Below are 26,580 nucleotides of genomic sequence, written 5' to 3'. Positions count from 1 at the left end.
GAGGAGATCCGATGAAAAGAGCCAGCCTCGCGGTGGCCGCGTGGAGCGCCGTGTGCGCCTCTAGCGTTGCCTTCGCCCAGACGAGCGTCGTGCAGGGCCCGGTCACGGCCAGCAGCGTCACCCTGTTCGGCGTCGCCGATGCCGTGGTGGGCTACGGCAGCGGCAGCTACACGCACCGCACCCAGCTCTACAGCAGCGGCAACTCGGCTTCGCGGATCGGCTTTCGCGGCCTCGAGGACCTGGGCGGCGGCCTGGCGGCGGGCTTCTGGCTCGAAGCCGGCGTCGCCTACGACACCGGCACCGGGGTCGCAGGCAACACCAACAACCAGGCCAGCGGCGCCACCTCGGCCGATGCCATGAGCTGGAACCGTCGCTCCACCGTCAGCCTGATCGACCAATGGGGCGAACTCAGGCTGGGGCGCGACTTCACCGCGCACTACCGCAACCGCACCGATGTCGATCCCTTCGACAACAACGGCGTGGGCACCATCCAGCCGCAGGTCGGCTCGATCGCCGGCCCGACCTCCACGCGGGCCTCGAACATGGTCGGCTACCTGCTGCCGCCGGGGCTGGGCGGCTTCTTCGGCGAACTGCAGTACTTCATGGGCGAGAACCCAAACCACACGCCGGCGTCGGACGACGGCAACGGCTACAGCGGCCGCATCGGCTGGCGCTCGGGACCGTTCGGCATCGCCGTGGCGGCGGGTCACACCGACTATCAGCGGACGCTGAACAACGGCGACATCACCTCGGCCAACGTCGGCGCCAGCTACGACTTCAAGATCTTCAAGGTGTCGGCCGGCTACTACCACGACAAGGTCGACAGCCTGCCGGAGGTCACGGCCACCGGCTATGCCCTGGGCGTGATCGTCCCGGTCGGCTTCGACCAGCTGAAGTTCGCCTGGTCGCGCTACGGCACCGACGCCATCGGCAACCCGGCGGCGCGCAAGCTGTCGCTGGGCTATGTCTACAACTTCTCCAGGCGCTCGGTGGCCTACGCGACCTACTCGCACGTCAGCAACAGCGGCGGCTCGGCGGTCGGTCTGAACGGCGCCTTGACCGCCCCCGATCGCAGTTCGAACGGCTACGACCTGGGCCTGCGCTACAGCTTCTGATCGGCCGCGGCCGGCGCCAGCGCGGCGATCTGCCGGTCATGCAGGCGCGGCAGCAGCAGCAGCGCCGCCACGCCGCCGACCAGTGCCATGAACATGTCCGACTGCGTGTCCCAGGGGTCGCCCTGGGTGCCGAGGAATTCGTCGGCGCCTTGCCCCATGGCGAGCGCGGCGCCCCATTCGATCAGCTCGTAGCCGGCACTGATCGCCATCACGATGCAGACCACCAGGAAGGCCAGCATCTTCCGGCCCCGCACGTACCGGCCGCGAATCAGGATCTCGCGCGCTGCCAGCGCCGGCACGAAGCCCTGCATGAAGTGGCCGATCTTGTCGTAGGGATTGCGCCCCAGCTGCATCAGGTCCTGGAGCCAGAAGCCGAGCGGCACGCGCGCATAGCTGTAGGCGCCGCCGAGCATCAGGACGCAGCAGTGCACGAAGATCAGGGCGTAGAGCAGCGAGGTGAGCGGGAAGCGGGCGTGGGTGGCCCACAGCAGCGGCAGCGCGATCAGCACCGGCGCCACCTCCATCCACCAGGTCGCGCGATCGTGCGGGTGCAGGCCCGAAAGAACGAGCAGGGCGACCAGGGCGGCCGAGGCGAGGAGCAGGGCGGTGGTGCGGTGGGCGGGCATGTGCCTCAGTATCGCGGAGCGCGCGAGGCGGGCCGCGCGGCGCAGCTTGCGCAAGTGAGTTGCCGCTCGCATCGCGCTGTGGAAAAGATGGCGCGCCGATGCACCAGCATGGCGTGCTGCAGTGCATGGCTCTGCCGCACTCGAATCGTGCTTGCGCCAATGAGAAGAGGGCGTTGTGCACTGCACCAAAATACGGAAGTCAAGGCCTTGTTTTCCCCTTGGGCGGTGCATGACTCTGTGGATAACCCACGGGGCAACTCGCCGAAGCCGCATTCCGCGTGGCTTCCATTGCGATGCTCAACGAACGAGCAGAAGCATTCAGGATTCGAGATTTTCGAGGCGGCGCGGCCGCTCGCCTCGCCGTTCCGGGCTCAGATGCCCAGCCAGGCCATCAGCGTCTTCTCGACTTCCGCCGAGGGCGCGACGAATCCGTTATACGTTGACGTAGTGAGCGCTCGCTTGCCGGCATCGGACTGCCCCAGGCCCAGCAGGGTGTCGCGTGCTGTGGCGATCGCGGTGGCGTCGAGCTTGCTCGAGGCCAGCCACTGCTTGATGGGAACCGCGCGCGATTCGGCGCAGGTCTTGCCGCCGGTCGCGGTCCAGGCCTTGACCACCCCGGCCGAGGCGGTGGCCCCATAGGCGGCGAATCCGTTCTGCACATAGAAAGGCACCGCATCCTGGTAGCGCGTGTTGGTGGTCTTGACCGCGCCGTCCTTCAGGCCCTGCTCGCGCAGCATCGCGCGCGTGATCACGGCGGTGATGGAGTCCGCATCGGGCATGACCAGGCTCTTGCCGGCGATGTCCTTCCAGTTGGAGATGGCTTGCGGATCCTTGCAAAGGAAGGACACCTTGTAGTCCGTGAAGCCTGCGGTCCAGGCGAGGGTCTTGAAGTTGCCCGCCTTGATCGCCTCGAACGCGACGTGGGCCGGATGCACGAAGGCCAGGTCGACCTGGTTGTCCTTGAGCGCCTCGCGCGCGTTGCGGTAAGAACTCAGGACCTTGATGGTCACCGGCTGCTTCAGCGCCTTGCCCAGCGCCTCGGCGATCGGCTCGAACTTGGCCTCGATCTGGCTGTCGCTGGCCTGGTAGGTGACGCCCTCGGTCACGCCGATGACCAGCGCATGGGCGGGGGCGGCGGCGGCCAGAAGGAAGGCCGCAGCCCAGGGGACGAGGCTCGGGAGGCGATCGGCGCGGTCGTTCATCACGGTTGTCTCGAATAATTGGAATGGTCCGCAGAATAGGCGAGCGGCGGGCCGCTGTGGGCGAATCGGCTGAGCTCTGGCCGGATTTTTCGAGTCAAAGTGCGCAACTTCGCTGATGCCTCTCGCTGCCGGCGGGAAAGCCGCCAGTGCCGGCGCCATGCATGCGCCCATGCCGCAGGCCTAGTGGAAGCCCGCGTAATGCGCGATTAACGATCAGTTTTGATCGATCGTCGTACATCAAGCCAGGGCGAAGCCTGTCCGCTGGAGGTCGATCCGTCTATCGTTGCCCGACCAAGCAAGCAATCACCGCACGGCGACCACCCGTCGACCACCCCCGGCTTGGCGGAAACAACCGATCGCAACTCCAGGAGACAACGCCATGACGACATCCCATTTCTTGAAGCGGCGCGCCGCCCTGTTCACCCTGTCGGCCCTGGGCTTGGCCGCCTACGGCCCGGCCGCCCAGGCCCAGGACGCCGACAAGTGGCCCACGCGCACCGTGCGCCTGGTCACGCCCTATCCGACGGGCGGCGCGCCGGACACGATTGCCCGGGTGCTGGCCGAGAAGCTCTCGCGCAAGTGGGGCCAGAGCGTGATCGTGGAGAACAAGCCGGGCGGCAACGGCTTCATCGCGATCGATGCCTTCAAGCGCGGCGCCAAGGACGGGCACGACCTGATCCAGCTCGACAGCGTGCACATCGCCGCCTATCCGTACCTGTTCAAGAAGCTGCCGTACGACCCGGCGAAGGACTTCGACGTCCAGGCCACGCTGTGGAAGGCCTATCTGATGTTCGTGGTGCCGACCGGCAGCAAGTACAAGACCGTGGGCGACGTGGTCGCCGACGCCAAGGCCAACCCGGGCAAGATCGACTACGGCTCCTGGTCCATCGGCAACCCGGTGCATCTGGGGATGGAAGAACTGCAGCAGCTGACCGGCACCAGCATGCAGCATGTTGTGTACAAGGAGACCTCGCAGCTCTATACCGCGGTCGCCACCGGCGAGTTGCCGGTCACGCTGGGCACGGCCGGCACGACCGGGCCGATGTACAAGGCCGGCAAGGTTCGCTTCCTGGCCGTGGGTGCGCCCCAGCGGCTGGCCGCCTATCCCGACGTGCCGACCGTGGCCGAGGCCGGCGGCCCCAAGGACTACGAAGTCAGCGGCTGGAACGTGATCGCCACGCCCAAGGGCTTGCCGCTGGCGGTCAGGGACAAGATCCGCCAGGACATCGCCGAGGCGGTCGCCAGTACCGACGTGCAGGATCGCTACGCGACCTTGGGCTACGTCCCGCTGGCGCTGGATCGCGCGAAGATCGAAGCCTTCATCCAGGCCGAGTCCAAGCGCCATGAAGCCATCATCAAGCGCGCCAGGATCGAGCTGCAATGAAACATCGGCGTACGAGCGCCTAGGAAGCGCCGAGGTCGGCCCGGATGCGATCCCCGACCGTCTCCTCCGGGCTCTCGGGCTGCAGGTAGTTGTCGCCGATGGCTGCGCACATGCGAACGACCAGCTTGGCGTAGTCGACGAGGTTCTGGTCGAGCGGATCGCCAGCCCGGATGAGTCCGACCTCCACGGCCGCCCGGCTGAGCAGTTCCAGCGGACTGCTGGGCCCGATCGGGTCCTTGCCTTCGTCCTCGTCGACGTAGGTGTAGAGCATGGCCAACTCCTGTAGATGCGCCTCTGCGTCCAGCATACCGCCATCGAGCAGGAGCTGCGACCTGCGCTCGCGACAGCGCTACAGGCGGTTGCGGTCACCTGCAGAGGCAGGGGATAGCGCGCGCTCGGCGTTGCTCACCTTGATCCCCACGGTGGCCGTCTTGTCGGTGCGCAGCGAAACATGGGACGCATGCCGGATCGCTGCCGGCACTTCAGGTCTCAGACCGGGTGAAGGTCGAAGGGGCGCTTCACTCGCGTCCCGAGGGATCGGAGTTCGGCAAGCAGACCGGCGGGAATCGGAATGCCTTGCTCACCGCGCTCCCTTTCGCAGCTTGCCTGCCGCTGGCCCGGGTAGCGCGCCCGAGGGCCCGATCCGTTCAGGAAGGTCTGCATCCAAGCGTTGACACTCGCATCGAAGGCATCGCGGCCGATCGCCAGGTCCGGGTTGATGACCATGAGAAAGCCGCTGACATTCGCTGCCGAGCCTTGCCTGGTACTTGCTTGACCAGACCCAAGGTCCGCCACGGCGCCGCTGAGACTGCCTGCCAGACACTCCACCAGCATGGCGAGTCCGATGCCTTTGTAGCCTGCGATCGGCTGCATGGCACCTTGCAGCGCCAGGGCGGGATCCGTGGTCGGCGTACCGTCAGGTCCAATCGCCCAATCGCCAGGAATCGTGTCGACGCCCTCGCGCAAGGCTTGCACCACCTGGCCGCGCGCCACGACGCTATGGGCCATGTCGAACACGAGGGGTGCGCGGCCCGGAACGGGAATTGCAAAGGCGATCGGGTTGTTTCCGATGACCGGTGCAGTGGCCCCGGCCATGGCCATGATGGGGGGCGTACGTTGACACAGGATGGAGAAGAAGCCGCGCTCGGCGGCGGCGAGGACGAATGTACCCAACGCGGCCAAGTGGCCCGTGCGAACGATGCTGCATGCGACCAGGGCGGTAGAGCCGGCCAATTCCACGGCTCTAATCACTGCTGATGTTCCGACGAACTGCCCAAGCCCACCGTCGCCGTCGCAGTGCAGAAGCCCGGCGCGTTCCTCGAATCTCGGGACCGAGTGCGGATTGACTTCGCCAGAGGCCAGCTTTTCGACGTAGCTTGGAAGACGCGAGATCCCGTGGGTGTCGATACCTCGCAGACTGGTCCGCACAAGGACATCTGCGCTCAGCGTGGCGGCCGTGGCTGGCATGCCTTGAGTTGTAAGAACGGCAGTGGTCCAGCGTTTGAGCGCTTTGGCTGAAAATTTGTCGGCGGCGACGGTAGAGTTCATTCGGCTGGACTCGGTGTCTCCTGCCTCACGGACGAGCCGGGGCGACGGTGCCGCGGCATTCGCCGAATCCGATACGCCGGAAGCCTTCCCTCCGGCAGTAGCCGCGCAAGATAACGGTGTCGCCGTCCTCCAGGAAAGTGCGGGCTTCACCATTGGCCAGCTTGACCGGCTTCTTGCCTCCATCACTGAGTTCCAGAAGAGAGCCGCCCTGTCCGACGTCAGGGCCGGACAGCGTGCCAGAACCGAAGAGGTCGCCGGCTCGCAAATTGCAGCCGTTGGCAGTGTGGTGCGCGACCATCTGCGCCACTGTCCAGTAGGCATCCGCATAGTTGGACGTCATGAGGCGTTCGCCCGGTGAACCGTCTGCCTTCATCGCAGGGGTCTGCAGCCAGACCTCGAGTTCGATGTCGATGGCACCGCCTTCACGGTTGGCCGGCGAATCCAGGTAGGGAAGCGGCTGCGGATCGCCGGGGGGGTGGGCGAAGGCCTTGCGGAAGGGCTCGAGGGCATCCATCGTCACGATCCACGGCGACAGCGTGCTGGCGAAGTTCTTCGAGAGAAAGGGGCCGAGCGGCTGGTACTCCCAGCCCTGGATGTCGCGAGCGCTCCAGTCATTGAAGAGGGAGATTCCGAACACGTGCTCTTCGGCCGAGGACATCGGGATGCGGTCGCCCGCGATGTTGGGCCGAGAGATGAAGATGCCGAGTTCCAATTCGTAGTCCAGGCGCCGGCACGGTCCGAAAGTCGGGATCTCCGCGTCCGGTGACTTCGTCTGGCCCAACGGCCTCGGGAAGCTGTGCCCGCTGGCGAAGATCGACGAGGCCCTGCCGTGGTAGCCGATGGGCACCCATTTGTAGTTGGGCAGCAAGGGGTTGTCGGGGCGAAACTGCTTTCCGACGGTAGTGGCGTGATGGATGCTCGTGTAGAAGTCGGTGTAGTCGCCGATCTCGCAGGGCAATCCCATCTTGACTTCCGATTGGGGCACCAGCGCAGCGCGGAACTTGCCCTCCTGCGCGCTTTCTTGGCGCAAGCCTTCGGAGATCGCTTGCCTGAGGATCTGACGTGCCTCTCGAGGGAGCCGCATCAGCTGATTCATCTGGGCGTTCTGGACGAGGCCGACGCGGCGCAGGTCAAGCACCTGGTCGCCGATGGCAACACCGATGCACAGGCCGTCATCGTCCTCGCGCCGGAAGCGACCGAACGGAAGGTTCTGGATCGGAAAGTCGGTCGCCGGGTCGTTGGCCGATTCGAGCCAACTTTGCAGGCTCGCATCGTGCGTGGTGTCGGTGTTGAGTGCCATGGCGGGTTCCTCGTTGGCGTGCAGGGTCGGACCTCAGTCCGCCTGCAGCACGCCGCGGCGCACCTGGTCGCGCTCGATCGACTGGAACAGCGCCTTGAAGTTGCCCTCGCCGAAGCCCTCGCTGTAGTCGCCCTTGCGCTGGATGAACTCGAAGAACACCGGGCCGCCGAAGGCCGTCTCGGAGAAGATCTGCAGCAAGAGGCGCGGCGTGCCGCCCTCGGTGGTGCCGTCCAGCAGGATGCCGCGCGCCTGCAGTTCGCCTACCGGCTCGCCGTGGCCGGGCAGCCGCGTCTCCAGCATCTCGTAGTAGACGTCGTTGGGCGCGGTCATCAGCGGCACGCCGGCCAGGCCCAACTGGTCGATGGTGTCGATCAGGTTGTCGCTCAGCAGCGCGATGTGCTGGATGCCCTCGCCGTTGAACTTCATCAGGTACTCCTCGATCTGGCCCGAGCCCTTGGCCGACTCCTCGTTGAGCGGGATGCGGATCTTGCCGTCCGGCGCGGTCAGCGCCTTCGAGGTCAGGCCCGTGTACTCGCCCTGGATGTCGAAGTAGCGGATCTCGCGGAAGTTGAACAGCTTCTCGTAGAAGTTGGCCCAGAAGGCCATGCGCCCGCGGTAGACGTTGTGGGTCAGGTGGTCGATCAGCTTCAGGCCGTGGCCGGCGGGATGGCGCTCCACGCCTTCGATGAACTCGAAGTCGATGTCGTAGATCGACTTGCCGTCCTCGAAGCGGTCGATCAGGTACAGCGGCGCGCCGCCGATGCCCTTGATGGCCGGCAGGCGCAGCTCCATCGGGCCGGTGGCGATCTCGATCGGCTGGGCGCCCAGCGCGAGCGCGCGCGAGTACGCCTTGTGCGAATCCTTGACGCGAAACGCCATGCCGCAGGCCGAGGGACCGTGCTCGGCCGCGAAGTAGGCCGCCGGGCTGTTGGGCTCGCGGTTGACGATGAAGTTGATGTCGCCCTGGCGGTACAGCACCACGTCCTTGGAGCGGTGCTTCGCCACCAGGGTGAATCCGAGCTTCTCGAAGAAGGGCTCCAGCGTGTCGGGCGTGGGCGAGGCGAACTCGACGAATTCGAAGCCCATCAGGCCCATCGGGTTGTCGAACAGATCGGTCATTGCATTCTTCCTGGAGTGGTGAGGGTTCAGTCGACGCGTAGCAACTGCGCGACTTGCGGCATCTTGCCGCCGATGCTGTAGAGGGCCATGTCGGTCTTTCGGAGCTTCCGCGGCTCAGTCCGCCACGATGTTGGCCTTCTTGACCAGCTTGGCGTAGCGCTCCTGCTCGGACTTGAAGTACTGGGCGGAGGCCTCTGGCGTCATGGGCTTGATGATGTTCTCCTGCTTGGCCATCGCTTCCTTGGTTTCCGGCGTGTTGAAGGCGGCGACGATCGCGGCATGGAGGCGCTTCACCTCGGCCGGCGGCATCTTGGCCGGGCCGACGACAGCAAACCAACCCCCGACGTCGACCGTCGGGAAGCCTTGTTCGGCGATGGTCGGCAGGTCTGGCAGGGAGGGGACGCGGCTGCTGCCCATCACGCCGATGGCGCGCAGCTGGCCGCTCTTGAGCTGGCCCTGCACCGCGGGCAGGGCGACGACGCCCATCTCGACCTGGCCGCCGATGATGTCGGCCACCATCGGGCCAACGCCCTTGTACGGGATGTGGCGCACGTCGACGCCGGCCGCGTCCATGAACATCGCGCCGGCCAGGTGGATGATGGTGCCGTTGCCGGAGGACGCATAGTTGTAGCCGTCGGGCTTGGCCTTGAGCAGCGCCTGGAGCTCCTTGGCGTTCTTCGCCGGCACCTTCGGGTTCACGACCAGCACGAAGGGGGTTTCGCCAACGACCGAGATCGGCGTGATGTCATTGATCGCGTCGAAGGGCATCTTCTTGAAGACGCTTGGATTGACCACGTGGTTGTTCGAGACCACGCCGAGCGTCTGGCCATCGGGCGTCGCGCGAACGACGACGCTGGTTCCGGTGATGCCCCCTGCGCCGGGCAGGTTCTCGATCACCACCGCCTGCCCGCCGAGCGCCTTGGTGAGCGAGGGTGTGGCGGCCCGCATGATGGTGTCGACGCCCGAGCCGGCACCCACCGGCAGCACGAGGCGCAACGGCTTGTCGGAGCCCTGGGCAAAGCCGCACGATGCGCTGAGTGCAAGGGTGGCGGCGATGAGTGCGGTCATGCCGCGACGCTGGATCCTGAGGTTCATGGTTTGTCTCCGTGAGTTTTGGGGTGGGTATCAGGCGGGAACGTGGCTCGGCAGACCGGCGAGGATCTCCTCGGTGTGTTGACCCACGCTCGGCAGCGCATGCCGCACGCCGGGGCGGCGGCCGCCCATCAGCAGCGGCAGCAGCACGACGTCGGTGGTCTCGCCGTCCTCGCATTCCATCGGCACCAGGCCGCCGCTGGCCTTCAGGTGCGGGTCGTTGACCAGCTGGTCGGGTCGCATGATCGGCGCGTAGGGAATGCCGGCCGCTTCGAGCTTCGGCGAAAGCTCCTCGACGCGGTGGTGCTTGAGGTTTTCTCCCAGCTTAGCCAGCAGTGCGGGACGGACGGCGACGCGCAGCGCGTTGTTGGCCAGCGCCGGATCGGCCGCCAGCTCGGGCGCCTCGATCACGCGGCACAGCGTCAGGAACTGCTTGTCGCTGACCGCGCCGATGAAGAGCTGCTCGCCATCGGCCAGCGTGAAGACGTCGTACACGCTCCAGGCCGACACCCGCGAGGGCATCGGCGGCGGCGGCTCGCCGGTCATCGCGTACTGCTGCATGTGCTGCGACGACAGGAACACGCAGTTCTCGAACAGCGCGCTCTGCACTTCCTGGCCCTTGCCGGTCAGGTCGCGCTCGCGCAGCGCGGCCAGCACGCCGATGGCGCCGAACATGCCGCCCATGATGTCGTTGACCGAGGTGCCGGCGCGCAGCGGCCGGCCGACCGGGCCGGTCATGTAAGACAGCCCGCCCATCATCTGCACCACCTCGTCGAGTGCCAGGCGGTTTTCGTACGGGCCGGGCAGGAAGCCCTTGTGCGTGACGTAGATCAGGCGCGGGTATTTCTTCGACAAGGTCTCGTAGTCGAGCCCGAAGCTGGCCATCAGCCCGGGTCGGAAGTTCTCCAGCACGACATCGCACTGGCCCGCCAGCTCGGCCGCGGTGGCGCGGCCTTCGTCGGTGCCGATGTCGATCACCACGCTCTTCTTGTTGCGGTTGAAGGAGCGGAAGAAGCCGATGCCCAGGCCCGGCAGCTTGCGGGTCTTGTCGCCGCCCGGCGGCTCGACCTTGATGACTTCGGCGCCGAGGTCGGCGAGGATCATGCCGCAGGTCGGGCCCATCACCATGTGGGTGAACTCGAGCACGCGGACGCCGGCGAGGGGGAGGGGATTGGCAGCGGTGGTCATGAAGTGGGTTCCCGGTTGTTCAGGCTGATACGGCTTGAGCCGCGAGGCCGAAGGTCTTGGGCAGGCCGGCCTGCCAGAGCGATCCATGAAGCGTCTCGCCGGCGAGCCACTGCGCGACCTGCGCACGCAGCGCCAGCAGACGGTCGATGCCGATGCCGGTCGCGATGCCCATGCTGGCGAGCATGTAGGCCAGGTCCTCGGTCGAGACGTTGCCGCTGGCGCCCGGCGCATGCGGGCAGCCGCCGATGCCGGCCAGGCAGGCGTCGAAGCGGGCCACGCCGACTTCGAGCGCGGCATAGACGTTGGCCAGGCCGAGGCCGCGCGTGTCGTGGAAGTGCCCGCACCAGAAGCGGTCGCCGGCGATCTTGACGGCGTCCTCGAACAGCTCGCGCACCATCGCCGGGTCGGCGTAGCCGACGGTGTCGGCGATGCTCACGCGGTCGGCGCCGGCGTCCAGCAGGGCCTGCATCAGGCGCAGCACCTCGTTCTTGTCGACCTTGCCCTGCAGCGTGCAGCCGAAGGCGGTGCCGACCCCGCCCTCGATCAGGGTTCGCGATCCCGCGCTGTCGCGCGCGGCGCGGATCTTCGCCACTTCGGCGACCACGTCGTCGGGGGTCTTGCGCAGGTTGGCCAGGCTGTGGGCATGGCTGGCCGACAGCGGAACGATCATCAGGTCGGCGCCGGCAGCGATGGCGCTCTCCGCACCGCGCAGGTTCGGCACCAGCACCGACGTGAACAGCTTCGGCAGCGTCTTCGCGAAGGCCACCAGTTCGGCCGTGTCGGCCAGTTGCGGCAGCAGCCGTGCCGGCACGAAGGAGCCGACCTCGATCTCGCGCTGGCCGGCTTCGTAGGCGGCGCGGATCCACTCGATCTTCTGCGCCGTCGGCAGGATGGTGGCGATGCTCTGCAGGCCGTCGCGCAGGCCGACTTCGCGGATCACGGCGCTGCGCGGCAGGCGGGCGGAAGGAAGTGTCATGGGGTTGTCTCCAGGCTCTCGACGTACGGTTGTGACGTCGTGGGGGAGACTTTAGGCATTCCATCTTTGCGTGAAAAGCGGTAAATTGGAACGAGCAAAGTTCCGGTTTGGAACTTCACACCACGTCTACCCCATGCACGACCTCGATCTCACAAGTCTTCGGCTCTTCGTTGCGGTCTGCGAGACACGAAATATCGCGCGCGCTGCTGAACAGCATCACATCGTTGCCTCCGCCATCAGCAAGCGAATTGCCCAGTTGGAAAGCACGTTGGGCAACGTCTTGGTGGAACGAAATCGTCGCGGTGTCGCGATCACCGGCGCTGGCGAAATCCTGTTGGAACATGCACGCGGCATGCTCGCCGGTGCGGACCGGGTCGCACGCGACATGGCTGCCTTTGGCAAGGGGATCAAGGGTCAGGTTCGCGTTCTTGCCACGGTTTCATCGATCGCCGAGTTCCTCCCTGACGACATCGCTTCCTTTCTTCAGGTCCCCGAGCATCGGGAGATTCGAATCGACATCGAGGAAGCGCTCAGCCGTGACGTCGTCACCGGTTTGCGAGAGGGGCTGGCACCCCTGGCGGTCTGTTGGGACGCTGCGGATCTCGAGGGCTTGCAGACGCGGCCCTATCGGAATGATCATCTCGCCATCGTCGCCAACCCCACGCACCCGATCGCCAGCAAGATGCGCTGCGCCTTCGAGGACACGCTCGACTACGACCACGTGGGACTGCCCGCATCCACTGCGGTTCATACGATGCTCGCGCGCGCTGCCGCCATCATCGGCAAGTCGATCAGCTACCGCGCCGTGGTTTCCACCTTCGATGCCTGTCTGCGTTGCGTGCGCGCCAATCTTGGCATCGCTGTCGTTCCGCGCGAGGTCGCAGAGCCGGTGGCTTCGACGTATGGACTCAAGGTGCTGCCGCTGACCGACCCCTGGGCGCAGCGCAGCTTTGCCATCTGCTACTACGACGAGAAGCGCCTGTCGCCTGCCGCAAGGGCGCTGGCTGCACATCTGGAATCGTTGGCGACGACTCGCCATGAAGCTTCGCGACGCCGAGACTAGAGGCGTTCTCGGAGCGTAATGGAGCGAATGCCAGCAAGCGTGACTCCGAACCACGAGTCAAGACGCTCGCATGGACGGGTCCCTAGCGCTTCAGGTATTGTGTCTTGCCGAACAGCACTTCACGTTCTTTGGGGTCGCGCACCGGCTTGCGCAGTTCGGCCATCAGCCGCGGAGCCCGCTGGACCGCGGGTCGCTCTGAGATGGCGTTGAACCACGCCTCCAGGTGCGGAAACTCGCCCAGCACGATGCCCTGGTTGGCCCAGTTGCGCAGCCACGGGAAGATCGCCATGTCGGCGATCGTGTAGTCCTCGCCCGCAATGAAAGGGCTGGCTGCGAGCCGCCTCTCGATCACGCCATAGAGACGCCGGGCCTCGTTCGAGTAGCGCTCGATCGCGTAGGGCAGCTTCTCGGCCGCGTAGAGCCGGAAGTGATGGGCCTGGCCCAGCATCGGCCCGACGCCGCCGACCTGGAACATCAGCCACTGCAGCACGTCGAAGCGTGCGCGGTCCGAGGCTGGCAGGAAGCGGCCCGTCTTCGAGGCCAGGTAGAGCAGGATGGCGCCCGATTCGAACAGCGAGATCGGCGCACCGTCCGGACCCGCGGGATCGGTGATGGCGGGGATCTTGTTGTTCGGGCTGATGGCCAGGAAGGCTGGCGCGAACTGGTCGCCGGCGCCGATGTTCACGGGATGCAGCGCGTAGGGGAGCCCGCACTCCTCCAGCATGATGTGGACCTTGTGGCCGTTGGGCGTGGGCCAGGAGAAGACGTCGATGGGCAAGTCTGGCATGGTGGTGCGGGGTGGCGATGATGAAGGAGCGGGCTGGAGACGTCGCTAGTCGACCTTGACGTTCGCTTCCCTGATCCGGTCCAGCTGGACCCGGCCGCTGGCCGTGGCCCAGCGGTGGAAGTCGGCCGGCGAGGCCGAGGGCGCGGCTTCGTTGCCGGTGCCCAGCAGCTTCTCCTGCACCTGGGGATCGGCCAGCGCCCGGGTGGCGGCGGCGAACAGCTTCTCGCTCACCTCCCGCGGGAGGTTGGCTGGCCCGAACAGGCCGAACCAGAACGTGAAGTCGAAGCCGGGCAGGCCCTGCGACGCCAGGGTCGGCATGCCGGGCGCCACCGCAGAGGGCTGGGCTGTGGTCACGCCGAGCATCTTCACCACCTCCTGCTTGCCCAGCGGCAGCACCGAGGCGGCGGTGCCGAAGGACAGGTCGACGTCGCCCGCCGCGACCGCCTGCAAGGCCGGCGCGCCGCCCTTGAACGGGATGTGGGCCATGGGCGCGCCGATCGCCCTTTCGAAGGACGTGGCCGCCAGGTGCGGCGAGCCGCCGATGCCGGAGGACGAATAGTTGAGCTTGCCCGGGTTGGCCCGGGCCTTGGCGACCAGTTCGCCGAGGCTGTTGACGCCCAGCTTCGGGTTGACCGCCAGCACCAGCGGCGAGATGGTCAGCAGGGTGATCGGCGTGAAGTCGGCCGCCGTGTACTTCACCTTGTAGAGATGCTGGTCGATGCCGTAGAGCGTGCCGGTCGCGAGCCCCAAGGTGTAGCCGTCGGCCGGCGCGCGCCACAGCAGCCCGGAAGCCAGCGTGCTGCCGGCACCGGGCTTGTTGTCCACCAGGATCGGCTGTCCGAGTTCCTTGCCCATGGCATCGGCCACGATGCGCGCGATGAAGTCGGCCGCGCCGGCCGGCGAGTAGCCGATGACGAGGCGGATCGGCTTGCTCGGGTAGGTCTGGGCCTGCGCACCGGCCATGCAGGCAAGGGCCGCCAGCGCGGCGAGAAGGATCTTGGTCGTCATCTTGTCTCCTGGTGCTGGCCCTATCGGCCCGTGAATCGCGGCGCGCGCTTCTCGGACCACGCGGCCTGGCCTTCGCGCAGGTCGTCGGAGTCGATCGCGCGCCGCATGTCTTGCTGCAGCTCGGCCACGTTCAGCACGCCGCGGCCGATGCGGTTGAGGTGGCGCTTCATGCCCAGCAGGGCGATCGGCGCCATGCCGGCACAGGTGGTCGCGAGACGGGCTGCGGCCGCCTCCAGCTCGCCGGCCTCCACCAGTTGCGTGAGGAAGCCGATGGCCTTCATTTCCTCGGCGCCGATCTTCTCGGCGGTCAGGAAGAGCCGCTTCGCGTTGTCCAGGCCCAGCCGGCTCACGTACCTTTCGAGGCCCCGCTGGTAGAAGTGCAGGCCCAGCCGCGCGGCCGGCATGAACATGTCGGCGCCCGGCACGCCGAGCCGGAAGTCGCAGGCCAACGCGAAGTCGGTGGCGCCGCCGTACACGCCGCCGTGGATCAGCGCGATGGTCACGGGCCGCGCGTCTTCGAGGGCATCGACCACCTCCTCGAAGTTCACGGAGCGTGCCGCCCCGATGCGCGAGATGTCGTAGCCGCTGCAGAAGTACTTGCCTTCGCCGCGCAGCTGCAGCACCAGTACCTCGGGCATGGTGTTGAGCGTGGCGATGTGCCCGGCCAGGGTCGAGAGGTCGTCCGGGCTCAGACGGTTGGCCTGCTCGGGGCGGCGCAGCGTGATGGTAGCGACGGCGCCGCTCACTGAAAGTTCGGGGGTGCTCATGTCAGCGTCCATGGAATTGCGGCTTGCGCTTCTCGAGGAAGGCGCTGCGGCCTTCCTTGTAGTCTTCGCTGTCGAAGCAGCGGTCCACTGCCGCGGCCACCTCGCGCGCGTCCGCGGCCGCCGAGTATTGCTCGAAGAGGCGCACCGCGGACTTGGCGGCGAGCACGGTCAACGGGGCGTTGGCCGCCACGACCGCGGCGTAGGCGCGCACCCGTTCTTCCAGGTCCGCGCCATCGACCGTGAAGTTGACCAGGCCGATGCGCAGCGCTTCGTCGGCCGCGAGGAAGCGGGCGCTGAACAGCATGTCCTTGGCGGCCGACGGACCCACCACCCGCGCGAGCGCCGCCAGGCCGTCGTAGTCGTAGCCCAGGCCGAGCCTGGCTGCCGGGATGCCGAAGCTCGACCCCGTGCTTGCGAAGCGCACATCTGCGCCCAGGGCCAGCGCCAATCCGCCGCCGATGCAGAAACCTTCGATCATCGCGATCAGCGGTTTGCCAAGCTGCGAGATGCCGATGTGGGCGCGCGCCGCGATGTCTCCGTAGCTCTTCTTCTGCTCGGCGTTCGCGCGGTGCTGCTCGAACTCGGAGATGTCGGCGCCGGCCGCGAAGGACTTGCCGCCCGCTCCGCGCATCACCACCACGCGCACCTCGGGGTCCTGCTGGAAGGCCTCGGCCGCATCGCCAAGGCCCTTCCACATCTCGAGCGACATCGCATTGCGTCGCTCGGGGTTGTTGAAGGTGATCCAGCCCACGCCGTCCTCTACCGCAGCGATGATCCTGGCCGTCGCCAGGGGCAGCGAGCGGGCGCTCACTCGACCGCTCCTTCGTTCTTCATCGCCGAGATCTCGTCGGCCCCGTAGCCCAGCTCCGCCAACAGGGCGTCGGTCTGCTCGCCGGGGTCGGGCGCTGCGTGATGAAAATACTCGGGATGCGGAAAGGCCGACAGATTGATCGGCGAGCGGATCAGGTTGACTTCGCCGAGCACCGGGTGCTTCGCCGGGCGCGTCATGCGCAGGTGCTTGACCTGCAGGTCCTCGAAGGCCTGGCCGATGTTGTAGACCGGACCGCAGGGCACGCCGGCCGGATTCAGCTTCGCGACCAGTTCCGCGACCGTGAACCGGCGCGTCACTTCGTTGACCGCGGCGTCGAGCTGGCGCCGATGCGCCACGCGCAAGTCGAAGCTCTGGTAGTCCGCGTTCTGATGCAGCGCGTGCGCGCCCAGCGCCTCGCAGAAGCCGGCCCACATGTACTGCGTGCTGGCGCAGATGTTGACTTGGCCGTCGCGGGCGTCGAAGGTGCTCATCGGCACCTGGGTCGGATGCGCGTTGCCTTCCTGCACCGGGATGTCGCCGGCCACCGTGTAGCGCGCGCCCTGGAAGTCGAGCTTGTTCAGCATGCCCTCGATCAGCGAGGTATGCACCCATTGGCCCTCGCCGCTGCGCTCGCGGTGCAGCAGCGCCAGCAGAATGCCCTGGCCCAGGAACATGCCCGCAGTGGTGTCGGAGATCGCGATGCCGGTGCGCACCGCGCCGCGGCCGGGCTCGCCGGTCACCGAGCTCAGGCCCGACATCCCTTGCACGATCTGGTCCACGCCCGGGCGATCGCTGTAGGGGCCATCCTGGCCGAAGCCCGAGATGCTCGCGAGGATGATCCGCGGGTTGAGTTCCTTCAACTGCTCGTAGCTCAGGCCCAGGCGCGTCTTGACGTCCGAGCGGAAGTTCTCGACCACCACGTCGCTGCGCTCGATCAGGCGGCGCAGCACCCGGGCGCCTTGGGGCGTCTTGAGGTCCAGGCAGAGGCTGCGCTTGTTGCGGTGCAGGTTCTGCTCATCCGGGCCGCGTCGACGGCCCGTGACCGAGCCACGGTCCTTGCGCGCGGGCGGCTCGACCCGCGTCACGTCGGCACCCCAGTCGGCCAGCAGGCGCACGGCGGTCGGGCCGGCCCGCGCGATGGTCAGGTCGAGCACCTTGAAGCCCGAAAGTGGAAGCGGCGTAGGCACGGAAGTCGACATGGGAGCCTTGGAAGATAAGTAAAGAGAAAAGAGAGCGGAAGGAGCGCCCCGCACATCGAGCTCAGTGCGCCGCCCAGTACTCGCGGAAGGACTTGCGCGGGTCGTCCTGCGTGCGCGTGCGACTGCTGTCGCCCTCGAAGACCAGCGTGCTGCGTGGCCCGGGCGTGTAGGGCGCCCAGCGCGGCGTGCGGGCGTTGTTCGGGTCGCCGCTGGCCGCGAAGGCGACCCAGGCGCCGGCCAGCTGGTCGGCCAGGCGCACGCTCTCGGCGCTCGGCCCGTTCAGGCCGTGGCGGATGTCGTGCAGGCTGGGGCCGATGTCGGTGCCGTGCGGCGCGCCGTAGCGCCCGCCGTAGGCCGGGCTCGGGATCTTCCAGAGGTAGCTGTAGGCTGGAGCGGCGCCGGCCGCGGCCTTGCGCGCCGCCTGCACCTGCGCGGTGCGGCGGAAGGTCATGTCGGTGTCGATCCGCGCCTGCAGCACGTAGGGCGAGGCCGCGGGGTCCTCGTCGCGGTACATCGCGACCAGCTGGCGGCCGTCCGCGCCCACGCGCGCTTGCGCGAACTTGAGCAGACCCGCTTCGTCGAGGTCGAAATTGACCATGCGGTAGGCGCGCTCGTCCAGCACCGTGCTCACGATCATCGGCACCTCGGCCGACAGGGCCGGGGCATCGGGATCGAAGGGATGGCGCGCGATGGCGCTGCCGTCGAGCACCGGCGAGAAGGCGCGCGGCGCCTCGCCCTTGGCGCGGTCGGCGTTCTCCATGGTCACCTGCACGGCCAGCAGGGTCTGCATCGGCAGGGCCTGCAGCTGGCGCAGCGGGTCCTTGCCGAGGCCGAGCGCGGCGACGAATTCGCTCGCCGCCTGGCGCGAAGCGTCCTGTGTGGTCACGCGCAGGGCCGAGCCGCTCATCACGCCCGCGCGGTGGAACAGTCCGCGGGCCGAAGGCATCGCCATGAGCACGCTGGTCTTGAGGCCGCCGCCCGACTGGCCGAACACCAGCACGCGCTGCGGGTCGCCGCCGAAGGCCGCGATGTTTTGCTGGATCCAGCCGAGCGCCGCCACGATGTCGAGCATGCCCACTGTGCCGGACCGGGCGGCGTCGCTGCCGCCGAGTTCCGACAGGTCGAGAAAGCCGAAGGAGCCGAGACGGTGGTTGAGCGTGACCACCACCGCATCGCCGAAGCGCGCCAGCATCTCGCCGTCGAACTGCGGCGAATTACCCGAGCCTGCGTAGTAGCCGCCGCCGTGCAGGTGCACCATGACCGGCCGCTTGGCGCTGGACGAAGGCGAGGCCGAAGGCGTCCAGATGTTCATCACCAGGCAGTCTTCGCCCATGCCGCCGGGCTGCAGGTCGTACATGATGAGGTCGGCGTAGGCGCGCCGCCGGTCGGCCGGCAGCTGCGGCGCGTAGTTGCCGTAGGCTGTGGCGTCGCGCACGCCGGCCCAGCGCGCGACCGGCGCAGGTGGCATGAAGCGGTTCGTGCCCGCGGTATCGGCGCCGTAGTGAACGCCCTTGAACACCGCGATGCCGCCCGACATCAGTCCGCGCAGGCGGCCGTTCGAGGTCTCGACGATCGGGAATATCTCGCTTTCGGTCATGGCGCGCGCTCCCTGGGCGCACCAAAGGGCGCCGGTGGCCGCGGCGGCACCCAGAAGGCTGCGGCGGCGAATGGATTGGGGGTCTTTCTGCATGGTTGCGATCTCCGTCCTCTTGGTTTTGCTTCAGCTCACGAGCGCGACGCCGCGCGGGTCGATCGAGAGCAGTGATTCGTGGCCGATGTCGAGCACGCTCGACGGCGGTGCATGGACCTTCAGGTCGTCGCCGCCGCCGGCCGGACGTACCAGGTAGTCCCAGTACTCGCCCAGGTAGGTCCGGGCGAGCACCGACACCGATCCCATCGGCAGCGCGCCGCTGCCCGCCGGGCCCAGGAACAGCGACTGCGGCCGGATCGACACGCGCGCGGCCGCCGACGACGAGGTGCCTTCGACCGGCAGGGTGCCTTCCAGTCCGCGCAGCGCGATGCGCCCGTCGTGCAGCTGGCCTTCGACCAGGTTGGTCTGGCCGATGAAGCCGGCGACGAAGGGGGTGCGCGGCCGGTTGTAGAGGTTCCAGGGGGTGTCGATCTGCTCGAGCCGCCCTTGGTGGATGACCGCGATGCGATCCGAGATCGTCATCGCCTCGGTCTGGTCGTGCGTGACGTAGACAGTCGTGAAATGGAACTCGTCGTGCAGCCGGCGGATCTCGCCGGCCATCTCCTCGCGCAGGTTGGCGTCGAGGTTCGACAGCGGCTCGTCGAGCAGCAGCACTTCGGGCCTGACCACCATCGCGCGCGCGAGCGCCACGCGCTGCTGCTGGCCGCCCGAGAGCTCGGCCGGGTAGCGCTGCGCCAGGGCACCGAGCTTGACCACGTCGAGGATCTCGGCCACGCGGCGCCGGCATTCGTCGGCCGCCACGCGGCGCACGTTCAGGCCGAAGCCCACGTTCTCGGCCACCGTCATGTTGGGCCAGATGGCGTAGCTCTGGAAGATCATCGACATGCCGCGGTGCTCGGGCGGCACGGTGCGGCCGGCGCCCGAAATCTGCTTGCCGTCGATCGCGATCGATCCCGCGCTGAGCTCGATGAAGCCCGCGATCATGCGCAGGGTGGTCGTCTTGCCGCAGCCCGAGGGCCCCAGCAGGGTGACCAGCTCGCCCTTGCGCAGTTGCAGGCTCAGGTCTTCGACCACCGGCACCGCGCCGTACTGCTTGCGCACGTTGATCAGTTCGAGTTTGGACATGGAGAAACCTTTCAGGCGCGGCGCAGCATGAAATCGCGGCCCGCGATGCGCATGCCGATGCCGACCACCAGCGTGACGATGACCACCAGCACCACGCCCATCGCGGCGAGGCTCTCGTAGTTGCCCTGCTCGCTGAGGTCGAGCGTGAGCACCGAGACCACGCGCGAGGCTGGTCCGGTGAGAAAGACGGCGGTCGACAGTTCCTTGGTGCAGATGACGAAGACCAGGATGAAGACCCCCACCAGCGACTTCTTGAGCAGCGGCACCACCACCCGGCCCAGCACCGTGAGGCGCCCGCCGCCGAGGATGCGCACCGCTTCTTCGAGCTCGGGATTGAGTGATCGGATCGAGGCCGCGCTGGCCGTCACCGCGATCGGCAGGAAGCGGGTGGTGAAGGCGACCACGATCAGCGCGCCGGTGCCGTAGAGCGAGAAGGGCGGCCCGGCATAGGCGGCATAGAGGCCGATGGCCAGGATCAGGCCGGGCACCGCCACCGGTGCCAGCGCGAGGAACTGGATCAGCGTCGGGAAGGGCGTGATGCGCCGCTGCGTGGCGTAGGCCACGCAGACCCCCATCGCGACGCACACCAGGGCGGTCGCGGCGGAATAGCTCACGGTGTTCAGCAGCGCCGAGCGCACCGTGAGCTGCTCGAAGAAGATGTTGTGGAAATTGGCGAGCGTGAGGTTGCCGGCGCCGATGCCGCGGCCCCAGGCCTTCGACAGCGAAGCCAGCACCAGGATGATCATCGGCATCACGACGGTCAGCACCGACACCAGCACCGAATAGCCCAGCAGCAGCCACTTCCAGGCGCCGATGTCGAAGGGCCGGCGCTCCCCGCCCTTGCCCGACACCGAGACGAAGCCCTTGCGCGCGAGCAGGCGGCGCTGCAGGTAGAGCATCAGCACCGTCAGCGCCAGGATCGGCATCGAGAAGGCGGCCGCCTGCTCGACCTTCAGCGGGTACTCGAAGAAAGACACCAGCTGGGTGGTCGCCAGGTTGATGCCGGCGGGGATGGCGATCAGCGCGGGCGTGCCGTAGAGCGCGACCGACTCAAGGAAGATCAGGATCGCGGCGCCGACGATCGAGGGCATGACCAGCGGCAGCGTCACGCGGGCCAGGGTGCGGAACTTGCCGGCGCCGTGGATCGCCGCCGCGTCTTCCAGTTCGGTCGACACCAGGTCGAGCGCCGACTTGGTGAAGACGTAGATCAGCGGATAGGTGTAGAGGGCGATCACGAAGGCCAGGCCCCAGAAGCTGAAGATGTTGAAGGGCCCCTTGTCCACGCCCAGCGCCTCGGCCCAGAGCCGATTGAGCCAGCCGGCGTTGGGCCCGGCCAGCAGGATCCAGGCGATGGCGCCCAGGAAGTTCGGCATCACGAAGGCGGCCAGCACGCTCACATGCGTGAAGCCGCGCCCGGGCATGTTGGTGCGTGACACCGCCAGCGCCAGCGGCACCCCGAGCGCGAGCGCCAGCGCCGTCACGGCCAGGCCCAGGTAGAGCGAGTTGAGCAGCGCCTGCAGGTGCCGCCCACGCCCCAGCGCCGCGGCATAGCTGGCGAGCGACAGCGACCCGTCGGCCGCATGGAAGCTTTCCCAGACCAGCCGCAGGATGGGATTGGCGACCAGCCCGACGAGCAGCAGGATCAGGCCGCCGAAGAGCCAGAGCGAGGGGTCGGCCAGGCGGCTCGGCACGCGGATGGCGGCCGGCGAGGCGGCGAGAGCGGCAGTCATCCTCGCTTCAGACACCGAACGCGTCCTTCCAGAGCTCGATGACCTGCGGCAACTGCTCGACCGATTCCTTGGCGGTCGGACGCAGCACCGTCTTGACGTCGCCGAGGCCGAGCACGCCCGGCAGCGACTTGGCGCCGGCGCGCTTGGGGATGCCGTACAGCTCGCGCGCGATGCGCTCGGTGTCCTCGCTGACCAGCATCCATTCCATGAACAGCCTGGACGCGTTGGGATGCGGTGCGTTGGCCATGATGGCCGAGGGCGAGAGCATCAGCGAGGTGCCTTCCTTGGGCGCCACCACCGCCAGCGGATTGCCCTTCGACGCCATCAAGGATGCGAGGTTGATCGGTCCCGCCGAGATCGAGCGCTCGCCCGAATTGACCGTGGTGACCGTGTCGATGATCGAGCGGCCGACCTGCGGCTTGTTGTCGGCCAGCTTCTTGAACCAGCCGTCGCCGTAGAGCTTGCGCATCTCGATGCCCCAGGCGCCGACGAAGCCGCTGAAGCCCGGGTGGCCGACCGACGCGAGGCCGCGCCACTTGGGATCGACCAGGTCGGCCCAGCTGGTGGGCGCATCCGCGGGCTTGACCTTGTTCGTGTTGTAGATCAGGCCGACCATCGCGACGCTGGCCACGTGGTAGTAGCCGTCGGGGTCGATGTTCTGCAGCCGGCTGTCCATCAGCGCCGCCGATGAAGGTGTGTAGCGGGTCAGCAGCTTGCGCGACTTGAGATCCACGTAGTGGCCGATGTCGGTGGAGGAGAAGACATCGCAGTTGGCGGTGCCGGCCTTCAGGTCCTGGTTCAGGCGCTGGAACGCGACCTGGGCGGTGGTGCGCACCACGTTCACCTTGATGCCCGGATAGCGGGCCGTGAAGGCGCGGGCCATGTTCTCCGCATCCTCGGAGGGCAGGAACACGATGTACCAGGTCAGCTCGCCTTCCTTCTTCGCGGCCTCGTGCAGCGCGGCGAGATTCGCCGGTGCCTGCTGCTGCGCGCCGGCCCACGGCGTGGCCGCCAGGGCGACGGCGAAGCTGCCGAACTGTCTTCTGCTGAGGCTCATTCTGGTCTCCGGTGCTTGGAATTTGACAGGCCGCGAGTGTATTGATGGCTCAGCAAAAAATGCAAATAGGGTTTATCTGTATACGGATGAACTTCATCGGAGTACCTCACGAACCTAGAATGCGCAGGCCCTCCACCCTTCATCCCACGCATGCAAAGCACCGCGATCCATATCCACCGGCACGGCGATCCGAGCGTCCTCGAACACGTCCAGGTCGAAGTTCGGGCGCCGGCGCCCGGCGAAGTGCAGATCCGCCAGACTGCGATCGGTCTGAACTTCGCCGACATCTACCAGCGCAAGGGCGCGCACGGCCCGCACGGTGGCGAGCCCTTCCCGATCACGCTCGGCTCGCAGGGCGCGGGCGTGGTGCAGGCGCTGGGGGAGGGCGTCGACCTGCTGCGCGTGGGCCAGCCGGTGGCGTATTTCCAGCCCGGCGCCTACCAGGCGATCCGCAACGTGCATGCCTCGCGCGTGATTCCGCTGCCCGACGGCTTCTCGCAGGAAGTGGCCGGCGCCAACCTGCTGCGCGGCCTCACGGCCGAATACCTTCTGCGCCGGCTCTACGTGGTGAAGCCGGGCGACGCGGTGCTGGTCCATGCGGCGGCGGGCGGCATGGGCGTGATCCTGTCGCAATGGGCGCGCGCGCTCGGCGCCACCGTGATCGGCACGGTCGGCTCCGAGGAAAAGGTGGCCGTGGCGCAGGCCCACGGCTGCCATCACGTGATCGACTACCGGCGCGAGGACTTCGTTGCCCGGACCCTGGAACTGACCGCAGGCGTGGGCGTCGCTGTGGTCTACGACGCCGTCGGCAAGGATGTGTTCGTGCCCTCGCTCGGTTGCCTGAAGACGCTCGGCATGGCGATCAACTACGGCACCGCTTCGGGCGATGTCGAAGGCTTCGACCTGCAACTGCTGCACGCGAAGTCGCTCAGCGTGTCCAGGCCCACGCTGCGCAGCTTCATCGCCGACCCCGCGGACCTGCGCCGTTCGGCCGCTGCGCTGTTCGAGGCCGTGCAGGCCGGCGCCGTCCGGCTGGAGGTGAAGCAGCGCTATGCGCTGGCCGACGTCCAGCGCGCCCATCGGGAGCTCGAAGGCCGCGCAACCACCGGGGCCCCGGTGCTCATTCCCTGATCCACTCACTCACGCGTCATGAAACTCTTCCATGGATGGTTGTCGAGCGCCTCGCGCCGGGTGCGGCTCTGCCTCGCAGAAAAAGCGCTGCCCTATGAAGGCATTCCGATCGACATGAGCAAGCAGGAGCACCACGCCCCCGAGTTCCTGGCGATGAATCCCAACGGCGTGGTGCCGGCGCTGCTGATCGGCCCGGGGCGGTCGCTCTACGAGAGCTCGACCATCTGCGAGTACCTCGACGAGCTTCATCCGCTGCCGCCGCTGCGCCCCTCGGACCCTTACGAGCGCGCCGTGATGCGCAACTTCGTGCGCTGGACCGACGAGAAGTCGCTGCCCAATCTGCTGATCCTGAACTGGAGCATCGCGCTGCAGCCCGGCGCCAGCCAGTGGAGCGATGCCCAGCTGAAGGAGAAGCTGGCGCGGATCCCCACGGCGGAGCGCCGCGAGGCCTGGAGCCGGATCGCGCGCCAGCCCTATACCGAGGAAGAGAAGGCGACGGCACTCGACAGGCTGCTGCAACTGGTCGACAAGATGGAGCAGATGCTGGCCGCGTCGACCTGGCTGGTCGGGGACCGCTACTCGCTCGCCGACATCGCGGCGGTTCCCTTCATCGCGCGCATCGACGAGCTCGCGCCGCGGGCGCTGAGCGCCGACCTGCATCCGCGCGTGCAGGCCTGGTGGGCCGCGGTGCGGCAGCGCCCGGCCTTCGCCGAGGCGCGCTTCGACCGCTTCGACGATGCGCTGCGGGCGCGGCAGCGCGAGAGCGCGGCTGGCGCGTAGGGCAGGATCATGCATATTCAGTTGATCTGCTTGTGTATTCGGACGGCCGTGCTGTGTGTTCGCCGCGATTAAGATAGTGCCAGGAGTCCCCACATGGCCAGTTCACCCCGCATCAACCTGAGCGACAAGATCCGCGAAGCCCTCGAGGCCGAGATCGTCTCGGGCAAGCTCGACGCCGGTTCGCGCATCGACGAGCAGGAACTGATGGACCGCTTCGCGGTCTCGCGCACGCCGGCGCGCGAGGCGATCCTGCAGCTGATGTCGGCGGGCCTGGTCACCACCGTGCCGCGCCAGGGCGCGGTGGTCGCGACGCTGTCGCTGCCCGAATACATCGCGATGCTCGAGATCCTCATGGAACTCGAGGGCCTGGCGGCGCGGCTGGCCGCGCGCCGCATGCCGGCGGCGCAGCGCAAGCAGTTGCAGGAGGCCCATGGTGCCTGCCAGCGGGCCGCGGCCAAGGACGATCCCGAGGCCTACGGTCAGGCCAATCGGCTCTTCCACGAGATCATCTACGACGGCAGTCTCAACGAGGTGCTGGCGCGACAGCTGCGGTCGATGCGCCTGCGCATGCGGCACCCGCAGCGGGCACTGTTCGACCGGCCCAACCGTATCCGCAACTCGCTCGCCGAGCACCAGACCATCCTGGAGGCGATCGTGGCCGGCGATGAAGATGCGGCCGATCGAGCGATGACCGGGCATATCTCGAGCGGCGGCAATGTCTATGCCGACGCCATCGCGAGCATGCCGGTCGGCAGGGCGCTGGCCGCACCCAAGAAGCCTGAAGCGCAAGCTGCTTCGCCGGCCGGCAGCCGGCGTGCGACCGAGAAGACATAGCTGCTGCGGGACGTTGCAGACCAGAGGCGATGCGCAATCGGAAGCTGACCTTCCTCAAAGTTGCTGAACGGCCAGTTGCTGCCGCTTGCGACCGGCGGTTTCTTGGCACCTCACCTGGCCTTGCTTGCGCCGTCGGACTTCACCCACCCTGCTCCCACGGCGGCACAGGCCCGAAGCGCGCGATGAGGAAGTCAATCAGCACCCGCACCCGCGACGGCTGCGTGCGATTGGGCAGGTAGACCAGATAGATGGCGCCCTCGGGCACCGGTTGGAACTGGCGCAGCAACGGCACGAGAGTCCCTTGCCGCACGTCCGCGCTCACCATGTGGAGCGGCAGCAGGCCCACACCGAGGCCGCAAAGGGTGGCCGCGCGGACGGCCTCCAAGTCATCGGTCTCGAATGAAGCCGGAACCTTCAGCGCGTATTTCCGCCCGCTGCGCCGGAACGTCCAGACCCCTTTGGGCGCGAGCATTGGAAAGAACACGCAGTCGTGCTTCTCCACGTCCTCGATCCGGCGCGGCGTGCCGCGCTGCGCGAGATATGTCGGCGAGGCGAGCAAGACGAGTCGGCTGACCGCGAGCTTTCGTGCGACCAGGTTCGGCGCCGGGGGCGACGAACGGATGCCGAGGTCGAAGCCCTCGGCGCCCAAGTCCACCGTGCGATTGCTGCAGGAGAGCCTGACCTGGATCTTTGGATACTGCTGCTGGAATTCGACAATTGCGGGCAACACGTGCCGCACCGCGAACGCCGGGATCGCGGTCATCTTCACGACCCCGGCAGGCTCGGACTGAGCCTGCGTCACGCGTCGCTCGGCAAGTTCCGCTTCCTGCAGGATGTTCGCGCAGTGCTCGTAGAAGATGCTGCCGGCTTCGGTCAGGCTGAGCTTGCGCGTCGAGCGGTTCAGCAGTTTCACCGCCAGCGAGCGCTCCAGCGCGCTGACCTCCCGGCTCGCCAGCGATTTTGAGATGCCGAGCTTGTCAGCGGCGGCGGAAAAGCTCTTCGCGCCCACCACCTCCGCGAACACGTTCATGCCGGTCAGCCTGCTTTTCATTGGATGTGCCCTGGCAACAATGGGTTGAACTGGACG

The 26,580-nt window shown here is 67.4% G+C and carries 25 protein-coding genes; 6 read left to right on the top strand and 19 right to left on the bottom strand.

Features of this window, described 5'->3' with window-relative positions; translation table 11 throughout:
• Positions 1 to 11: 11 nt before the first annotated feature.
• A complete protein-coding gene (locus QTI45_RS27015; protein WP_286656528.1) occupies positions 12 to 1,115 on the top strand; it encodes a porin in 1,104 nt (367 codons plus the stop codon).
• Here QTI45_RS27015 and QTI45_RS27010 read toward each other — a convergent pair.
• Positions 1,103 to 1,741: a DUF2238 domain-containing protein gene (locus QTI45_RS27010; RefSeq protein ID WP_286371440.1), complete on the bottom strand. Its 639-nt coding sequence runs from the start codon at positions 1,739 to 1,741 to the stop codon at positions 1,103 to 1,105. The genes QTI45_RS27015 and QTI45_RS27010 overlap by 13 nt on opposite strands.
• A gap of 371 nt (positions 1,742 to 2,112) precedes the next feature.
• Positions 2,113 to 2,943, bottom strand: coding sequence for a phosphate/phosphite/phosphonate ABC transporter substrate-binding protein (locus QTI45_RS27005; protein ID WP_286656527.1), 831 nt, complete (start codon positions 2,941 to 2,943; stop codon positions 2,113 to 2,115).
• Between the two features lie 379 nt (positions 2,944 to 3,322).
• Here QTI45_RS27005 and QTI45_RS27000 point away from each other — a divergent pair, with 379 nt between their 5' ends.
• The gene (locus QTI45_RS27000) at positions 3,323 to 4,327 is read left to right on the top strand and encodes a Bug family tripartite tricarboxylate transporter substrate binding protein (protein ID WP_286656526.1); all 1,005 of its coding nucleotides are present in this window, start codon (positions 3,323 to 3,325) and stop codon (positions 4,325 to 4,327) included.
• 19 nt (positions 4,328 to 4,346) lie between these two features.
• Here the strand turns inward: QTI45_RS27000 and QTI45_RS26995 are convergent, their stop codons facing one another.
• The 7 genes from QTI45_RS26995 to QTI45_RS26965 all read right to left on the bottom strand — a co-directional run bounded on the left by QTI45_RS26995 (position 4,347) and on the right by QTI45_RS26965 (position 11,550).
• Positions 4,347 to 4,598 carry a hypothetical protein gene (locus QTI45_RS26995; protein WP_286656525.1) on the bottom strand — a complete coding sequence of 84 codons (252 nt, stop codon included), beginning with the start codon at positions 4,596 to 4,598 and terminating at the stop codon, positions 4,347 to 4,349.
• Positions 4,599 to 4,816: 218 nt separating this feature from the next.
• On the bottom strand, positions 4,817 to 5,875 hold the full coding sequence (locus QTI45_RS26990; RefSeq protein ID WP_286656524.1) for an Ldh family oxidoreductase: 1,059 nt from the start codon (positions 5,873 to 5,875) through the stop codon (positions 4,817 to 4,819).
• Between the two features lie 25 nt (positions 5,876 to 5,900).
• Positions 5,901 to 7,175, bottom strand: a complete 1,275-nt coding sequence (gene fahA, locus QTI45_RS26985) for a fumarylacetoacetase (RefSeq protein ID WP_286656523.1) — start codon at positions 7,173 to 7,175, stop codon at positions 5,901 to 5,903.
• A 33-nt stretch (positions 7,176 to 7,208) separates the two neighbouring features.
• Entirely contained in the window at positions 7,209 to 8,294 is a 1,086-nt protein-coding gene (hppD, locus tag QTI45_RS26980) for a 4-hydroxyphenylpyruvate dioxygenase (RefSeq protein ID WP_286656522.1), read from the bottom strand.
• Positions 8,295 to 8,408: 114 nt separating this feature from the next.
• Positions 8,409 to 9,389 carry a Bug family tripartite tricarboxylate transporter substrate binding protein gene (locus tag QTI45_RS26975; protein WP_444813135.1) on the bottom strand — a complete coding sequence of 327 codons (981 nt, stop codon included), beginning with the start codon at positions 9,387 to 9,389 and terminating at the stop codon, positions 8,409 to 8,411.
• A 30-nt stretch (positions 9,390 to 9,419) separates the two neighbouring features.
• Positions 9,420 to 10,574 (bottom strand): CaiB/BaiF CoA transferase family protein, encoded by a 1,155-nt coding sequence (locus QTI45_RS26970; RefSeq protein ID WP_286369767.1) that lies wholly within the window; start codon positions 10,572 to 10,574, stop codon positions 9,420 to 9,422.
• A 19-nt stretch (positions 10,575 to 10,593) separates the two neighbouring features.
• Positions 10,594 to 11,550 (bottom strand): hydroxymethylglutaryl-CoA lyase, encoded by a 957-nt coding sequence (locus tag QTI45_RS26965; protein WP_286656521.1) that lies wholly within the window; start codon positions 11,548 to 11,550, stop codon positions 10,594 to 10,596.
• Positions 11,551 to 11,683: 133 nt separating this feature from the next.
• Between QTI45_RS26965 and QTI45_RS26960 the strand changes: the two genes are divergently transcribed.
• Positions 11,684 to 12,613, top strand: coding sequence for a LysR family transcriptional regulator (locus tag QTI45_RS26960; RefSeq protein WP_286369765.1), 930 nt, complete (start codon positions 11,684 to 11,686; stop codon positions 12,611 to 12,613).
• Positions 12,614 to 12,695: 82 nt separating this feature from the next.
• On the opposite strand, the gene QTI45_RS26955 is transcribed toward QTI45_RS26960, so the two are convergent.
• The 9 genes from QTI45_RS26955 to QTI45_RS26915 form a co-directional block, all read right to left on the bottom strand.
• A complete protein-coding gene (locus QTI45_RS26955) occupies positions 12,696 to 13,400 on the bottom strand; it encodes a glutathione binding-like protein (RefSeq protein WP_286656520.1) in 705 nt (234 codons plus the stop codon).
• 45 nt (positions 13,401 to 13,445) lie between these two features.
• On the bottom strand, positions 13,446 to 14,408 hold the full coding sequence (locus QTI45_RS26950; protein ID WP_286656519.1) for a Bug family tripartite tricarboxylate transporter substrate binding protein: 963 nt from the start codon (positions 14,406 to 14,408) through the stop codon (positions 13,446 to 13,448).
• 20 nt (positions 14,409 to 14,428) lie between these two features.
• A complete protein-coding gene (locus QTI45_RS26945) occupies positions 14,429 to 15,175 on the bottom strand; it encodes an enoyl-CoA hydratase/isomerase family protein (protein ID WP_286369762.1) in 747 nt (248 codons plus the stop codon).
• 1 nt (position 15,176) lies between these two features.
• A complete protein-coding gene (locus tag QTI45_RS26940; RefSeq protein ID WP_286369761.1) occupies positions 15,177 to 15,986 on the bottom strand; it encodes an enoyl-CoA hydratase in 810 nt (269 codons plus the stop codon).
• Complete coding sequence (locus QTI45_RS26935) at positions 15,983 to 17,185, bottom strand: CaiB/BaiF CoA transferase family protein (protein ID WP_286656518.1); 1,203 nt, start codon at positions 17,183 to 17,185, stop codon at positions 15,983 to 15,985. Before QTI45_RS26935 ends, QTI45_RS26940 begins: the two co-directional genes overlap by 4 nt.
• A 61-nt stretch (positions 17,186 to 17,246) precedes the next feature.
• Positions 17,247 to 18,875: a carboxylesterase/lipase family protein gene (locus QTI45_RS26930; protein WP_286656517.1), complete on the bottom strand. Its 1,629-nt coding sequence runs from the start codon at positions 18,873 to 18,875 to the stop codon at positions 17,247 to 17,249.
• Between the two features lie 30 nt (positions 18,876 to 18,905).
• Complete coding sequence (locus QTI45_RS26925) at positions 18,906 to 19,961, bottom strand: ABC transporter ATP-binding protein (protein ID WP_286369758.1); 1,056 nt, start codon at positions 19,959 to 19,961, stop codon at positions 18,906 to 18,908.
• An 11-nt stretch (positions 19,962 to 19,972) separates the two neighbouring features.
• A complete protein-coding gene (locus tag QTI45_RS26920) occupies positions 19,973 to 21,691 on the bottom strand; it encodes an ABC transporter permease (RefSeq protein WP_286656516.1) in 1,719 nt (572 codons plus the stop codon).
• Positions 21,692 to 21,698: 7 nt separating this feature from the next.
• A complete protein-coding gene (locus QTI45_RS26915) occupies positions 21,699 to 22,748 on the bottom strand; it encodes an ABC transporter substrate-binding protein (protein ID WP_286656515.1) in 1,050 nt (349 codons plus the stop codon).
• A 150-nt stretch (positions 22,749 to 22,898) separates the two neighbouring features.
• Here QTI45_RS26915 and QTI45_RS26910 point away from each other — a divergent pair, with 150 nt between their 5' ends.
• From QTI45_RS26910 to QTI45_RS26900, 3 genes are all read left to right on the top strand, one after another.
• On the top strand, positions 22,899 to 23,879 hold the full coding sequence (locus QTI45_RS26910; RefSeq protein ID WP_286656514.1) for a quinone oxidoreductase family protein: 981 nt from the start codon (positions 22,899 to 22,901) through the stop codon (positions 23,877 to 23,879).
• Between the two features lie 18 nt (positions 23,880 to 23,897).
• Positions 23,898 to 24,659, top strand: coding sequence for a glutathione S-transferase family protein (locus QTI45_RS26905; protein ID WP_286656513.1), 762 nt, complete (start codon positions 23,898 to 23,900; stop codon positions 24,657 to 24,659).
• A gap of 93 nt (positions 24,660 to 24,752) precedes the next feature.
• Entirely contained in the window at positions 24,753 to 25,493 is a 741-nt protein-coding gene (locus tag QTI45_RS26900; protein WP_286369753.1) for a GntR family transcriptional regulator, read from the top strand.
• A 139-nt stretch (positions 25,494 to 25,632) separates the two neighbouring features.
• On the opposite strand, the gene QTI45_RS26895 is transcribed toward QTI45_RS26900, so the two are convergent.
• Positions 25,633 to 26,544, bottom strand: coding sequence for a LysR family transcriptional regulator (locus tag QTI45_RS26895; protein WP_286656512.1), 912 nt, complete (start codon positions 26,542 to 26,544; stop codon positions 25,633 to 25,635).
• Positions 26,545 to 26,580: the final 36 nt, after the last annotated feature.

Source organism: Variovorax saccharolyticus, assembly GCF_030316765.1.
Taxonomy (GTDB): domain Bacteria; phylum Pseudomonadota; class Gammaproteobacteria; order Burkholderiales; family Burkholderiaceae_C; genus Variovorax; species Variovorax saccharolyticus.
The sequence above is the reverse complement of the archived record's forward strand: the minus strand, read 5'-3'. Positions and strand labels throughout refer to the sequence as shown.

Coding starts and splice junctions, on each gene's coding strand:
- QTI45_RS27015 (WP_286656528.1), top strand. CDS start 12: ATGAAAAGAGCCAGCCTCGCGGTGGCCGCGTGGAGCGCCGTGTGCGCC.
- QTI45_RS27010 (WP_286371440.1), bottom strand. CDS start 1,741: ATGCCCGCCCACCGCACCACCGCCCTGCTCCTCGCCTCGGCCGCCCTG.
- QTI45_RS27005 (WP_286656527.1), bottom strand. CDS start 2,943: ATGAACGACCGCGCCGATCGCCTCCCGAGCCTCGTCCCCTGGGCTGCG.
- QTI45_RS27000 (WP_286656526.1), top strand. CDS start 3,323: ATGACGACATCCCATTTCTTGAAGCGGCGCGCCGCCCTGTTCACCCTG.
- QTI45_RS26995 (WP_286656525.1), bottom strand. CDS start 4,598: ATGCTCTACACCTACGTCGACGAGGACGAAGGCAAGGACCCGATCGGG.
- QTI45_RS26990 (WP_286656524.1), bottom strand. CDS start 5,875: ATGAACTCTACCGTCGCCGCCGACAAATTTTCAGCCAAAGCGCTCAAA.
- fahA (WP_286656523.1), bottom strand. CDS start 7,175: ATGGCACTCAACACCGACACCACGCACGATGCGAGCCTGCAAAGTTGG.
- hppD (WP_286656522.1), bottom strand. CDS start 8,294: ATGACCGATCTGTTCGACAACCCGATGGGCCTGATGGGCTTCGAATTC.
- QTI45_RS26975 (WP_444813135.1), bottom strand. CDS start 9,389: ATGAACCTCAGGATCCAGCGTCGCGGCATGACCGCACTCATCGCCGCC.
- QTI45_RS26970 (WP_286369767.1), bottom strand. CDS start 10,574: ATGACCACCGCTGCCAATCCCCTCCCCCTCGCCGGCGTCCGCGTGCTC.
- QTI45_RS26965 (WP_286656521.1), bottom strand. CDS start 11,550: ATGACACTTCCTTCCGCCCGCCTGCCGCGCAGCGCCGTGATCCGCGAA.
- QTI45_RS26960 (WP_286369765.1), top strand. CDS start 11,684: ATGCACGACCTCGATCTCACAAGTCTTCGGCTCTTCGTTGCGGTCTGC.
- QTI45_RS26955 (WP_286656520.1), bottom strand. CDS start 13,400: ATGCCAGACTTGCCCATCGACGTCTTCTCCTGGCCCACGCCCAACGGC.
- QTI45_RS26950 (WP_286656519.1), bottom strand. CDS start 14,408: ATGACGACCAAGATCCTTCTCGCCGCGCTGGCGGCCCTTGCCTGCATG.
- QTI45_RS26945 (WP_286369762.1), bottom strand. CDS start 15,175: ATGAGCACCCCCGAACTTTCAGTGAGCGGCGCCGTCGCTACCATCACG.
- QTI45_RS26935 (WP_286656518.1), bottom strand. CDS start 17,185: ATGTCGACTTCCGTGCCTACGCCGCTTCCACTTTCGGGCTTCAAGGTG.
- QTI45_RS26930 (WP_286656517.1), bottom strand. CDS start 18,875: ATGCAGAAAGACCCCCAATCCATTCGCCGCCGCAGCCTTCTGGGTGCC.
- QTI45_RS26925 (WP_286369758.1), bottom strand. CDS start 19,961: ATGTCCAAACTCGAACTGATCAACGTGCGCAAGCAGTACGGCGCGGTG.
- QTI45_RS26920 (WP_286656516.1), bottom strand. CDS start 21,691: ATGACTGCCGCTCTCGCCGCCTCGCCGGCCGCCATCCGCGTGCCGAGC.
- QTI45_RS26915 (WP_286656515.1), bottom strand. CDS start 22,748: ATGAGCCTCAGCAGAAGACAGTTCGGCAGCTTCGCCGTCGCCCTGGCG.
- QTI45_RS26910 (WP_286656514.1), top strand. CDS start 22,899: ATGCAAAGCACCGCGATCCATATCCACCGGCACGGCGATCCGAGCGTC.
- QTI45_RS26905 (WP_286656513.1), top strand. CDS start 23,898: ATGAAACTCTTCCATGGATGGTTGTCGAGCGCCTCGCGCCGGGTGCGG.
- QTI45_RS26900 (WP_286369753.1), top strand. CDS start 24,753: ATGGCCAGTTCACCCCGCATCAACCTGAGCGACAAGATCCGCGAAGCC.
- QTI45_RS26895 (WP_286656512.1), bottom strand. CDS start 26,544: ATGAAAAGCAGGCTGACCGGCATGAACGTGTTCGCGGAGGTGGTGGGC.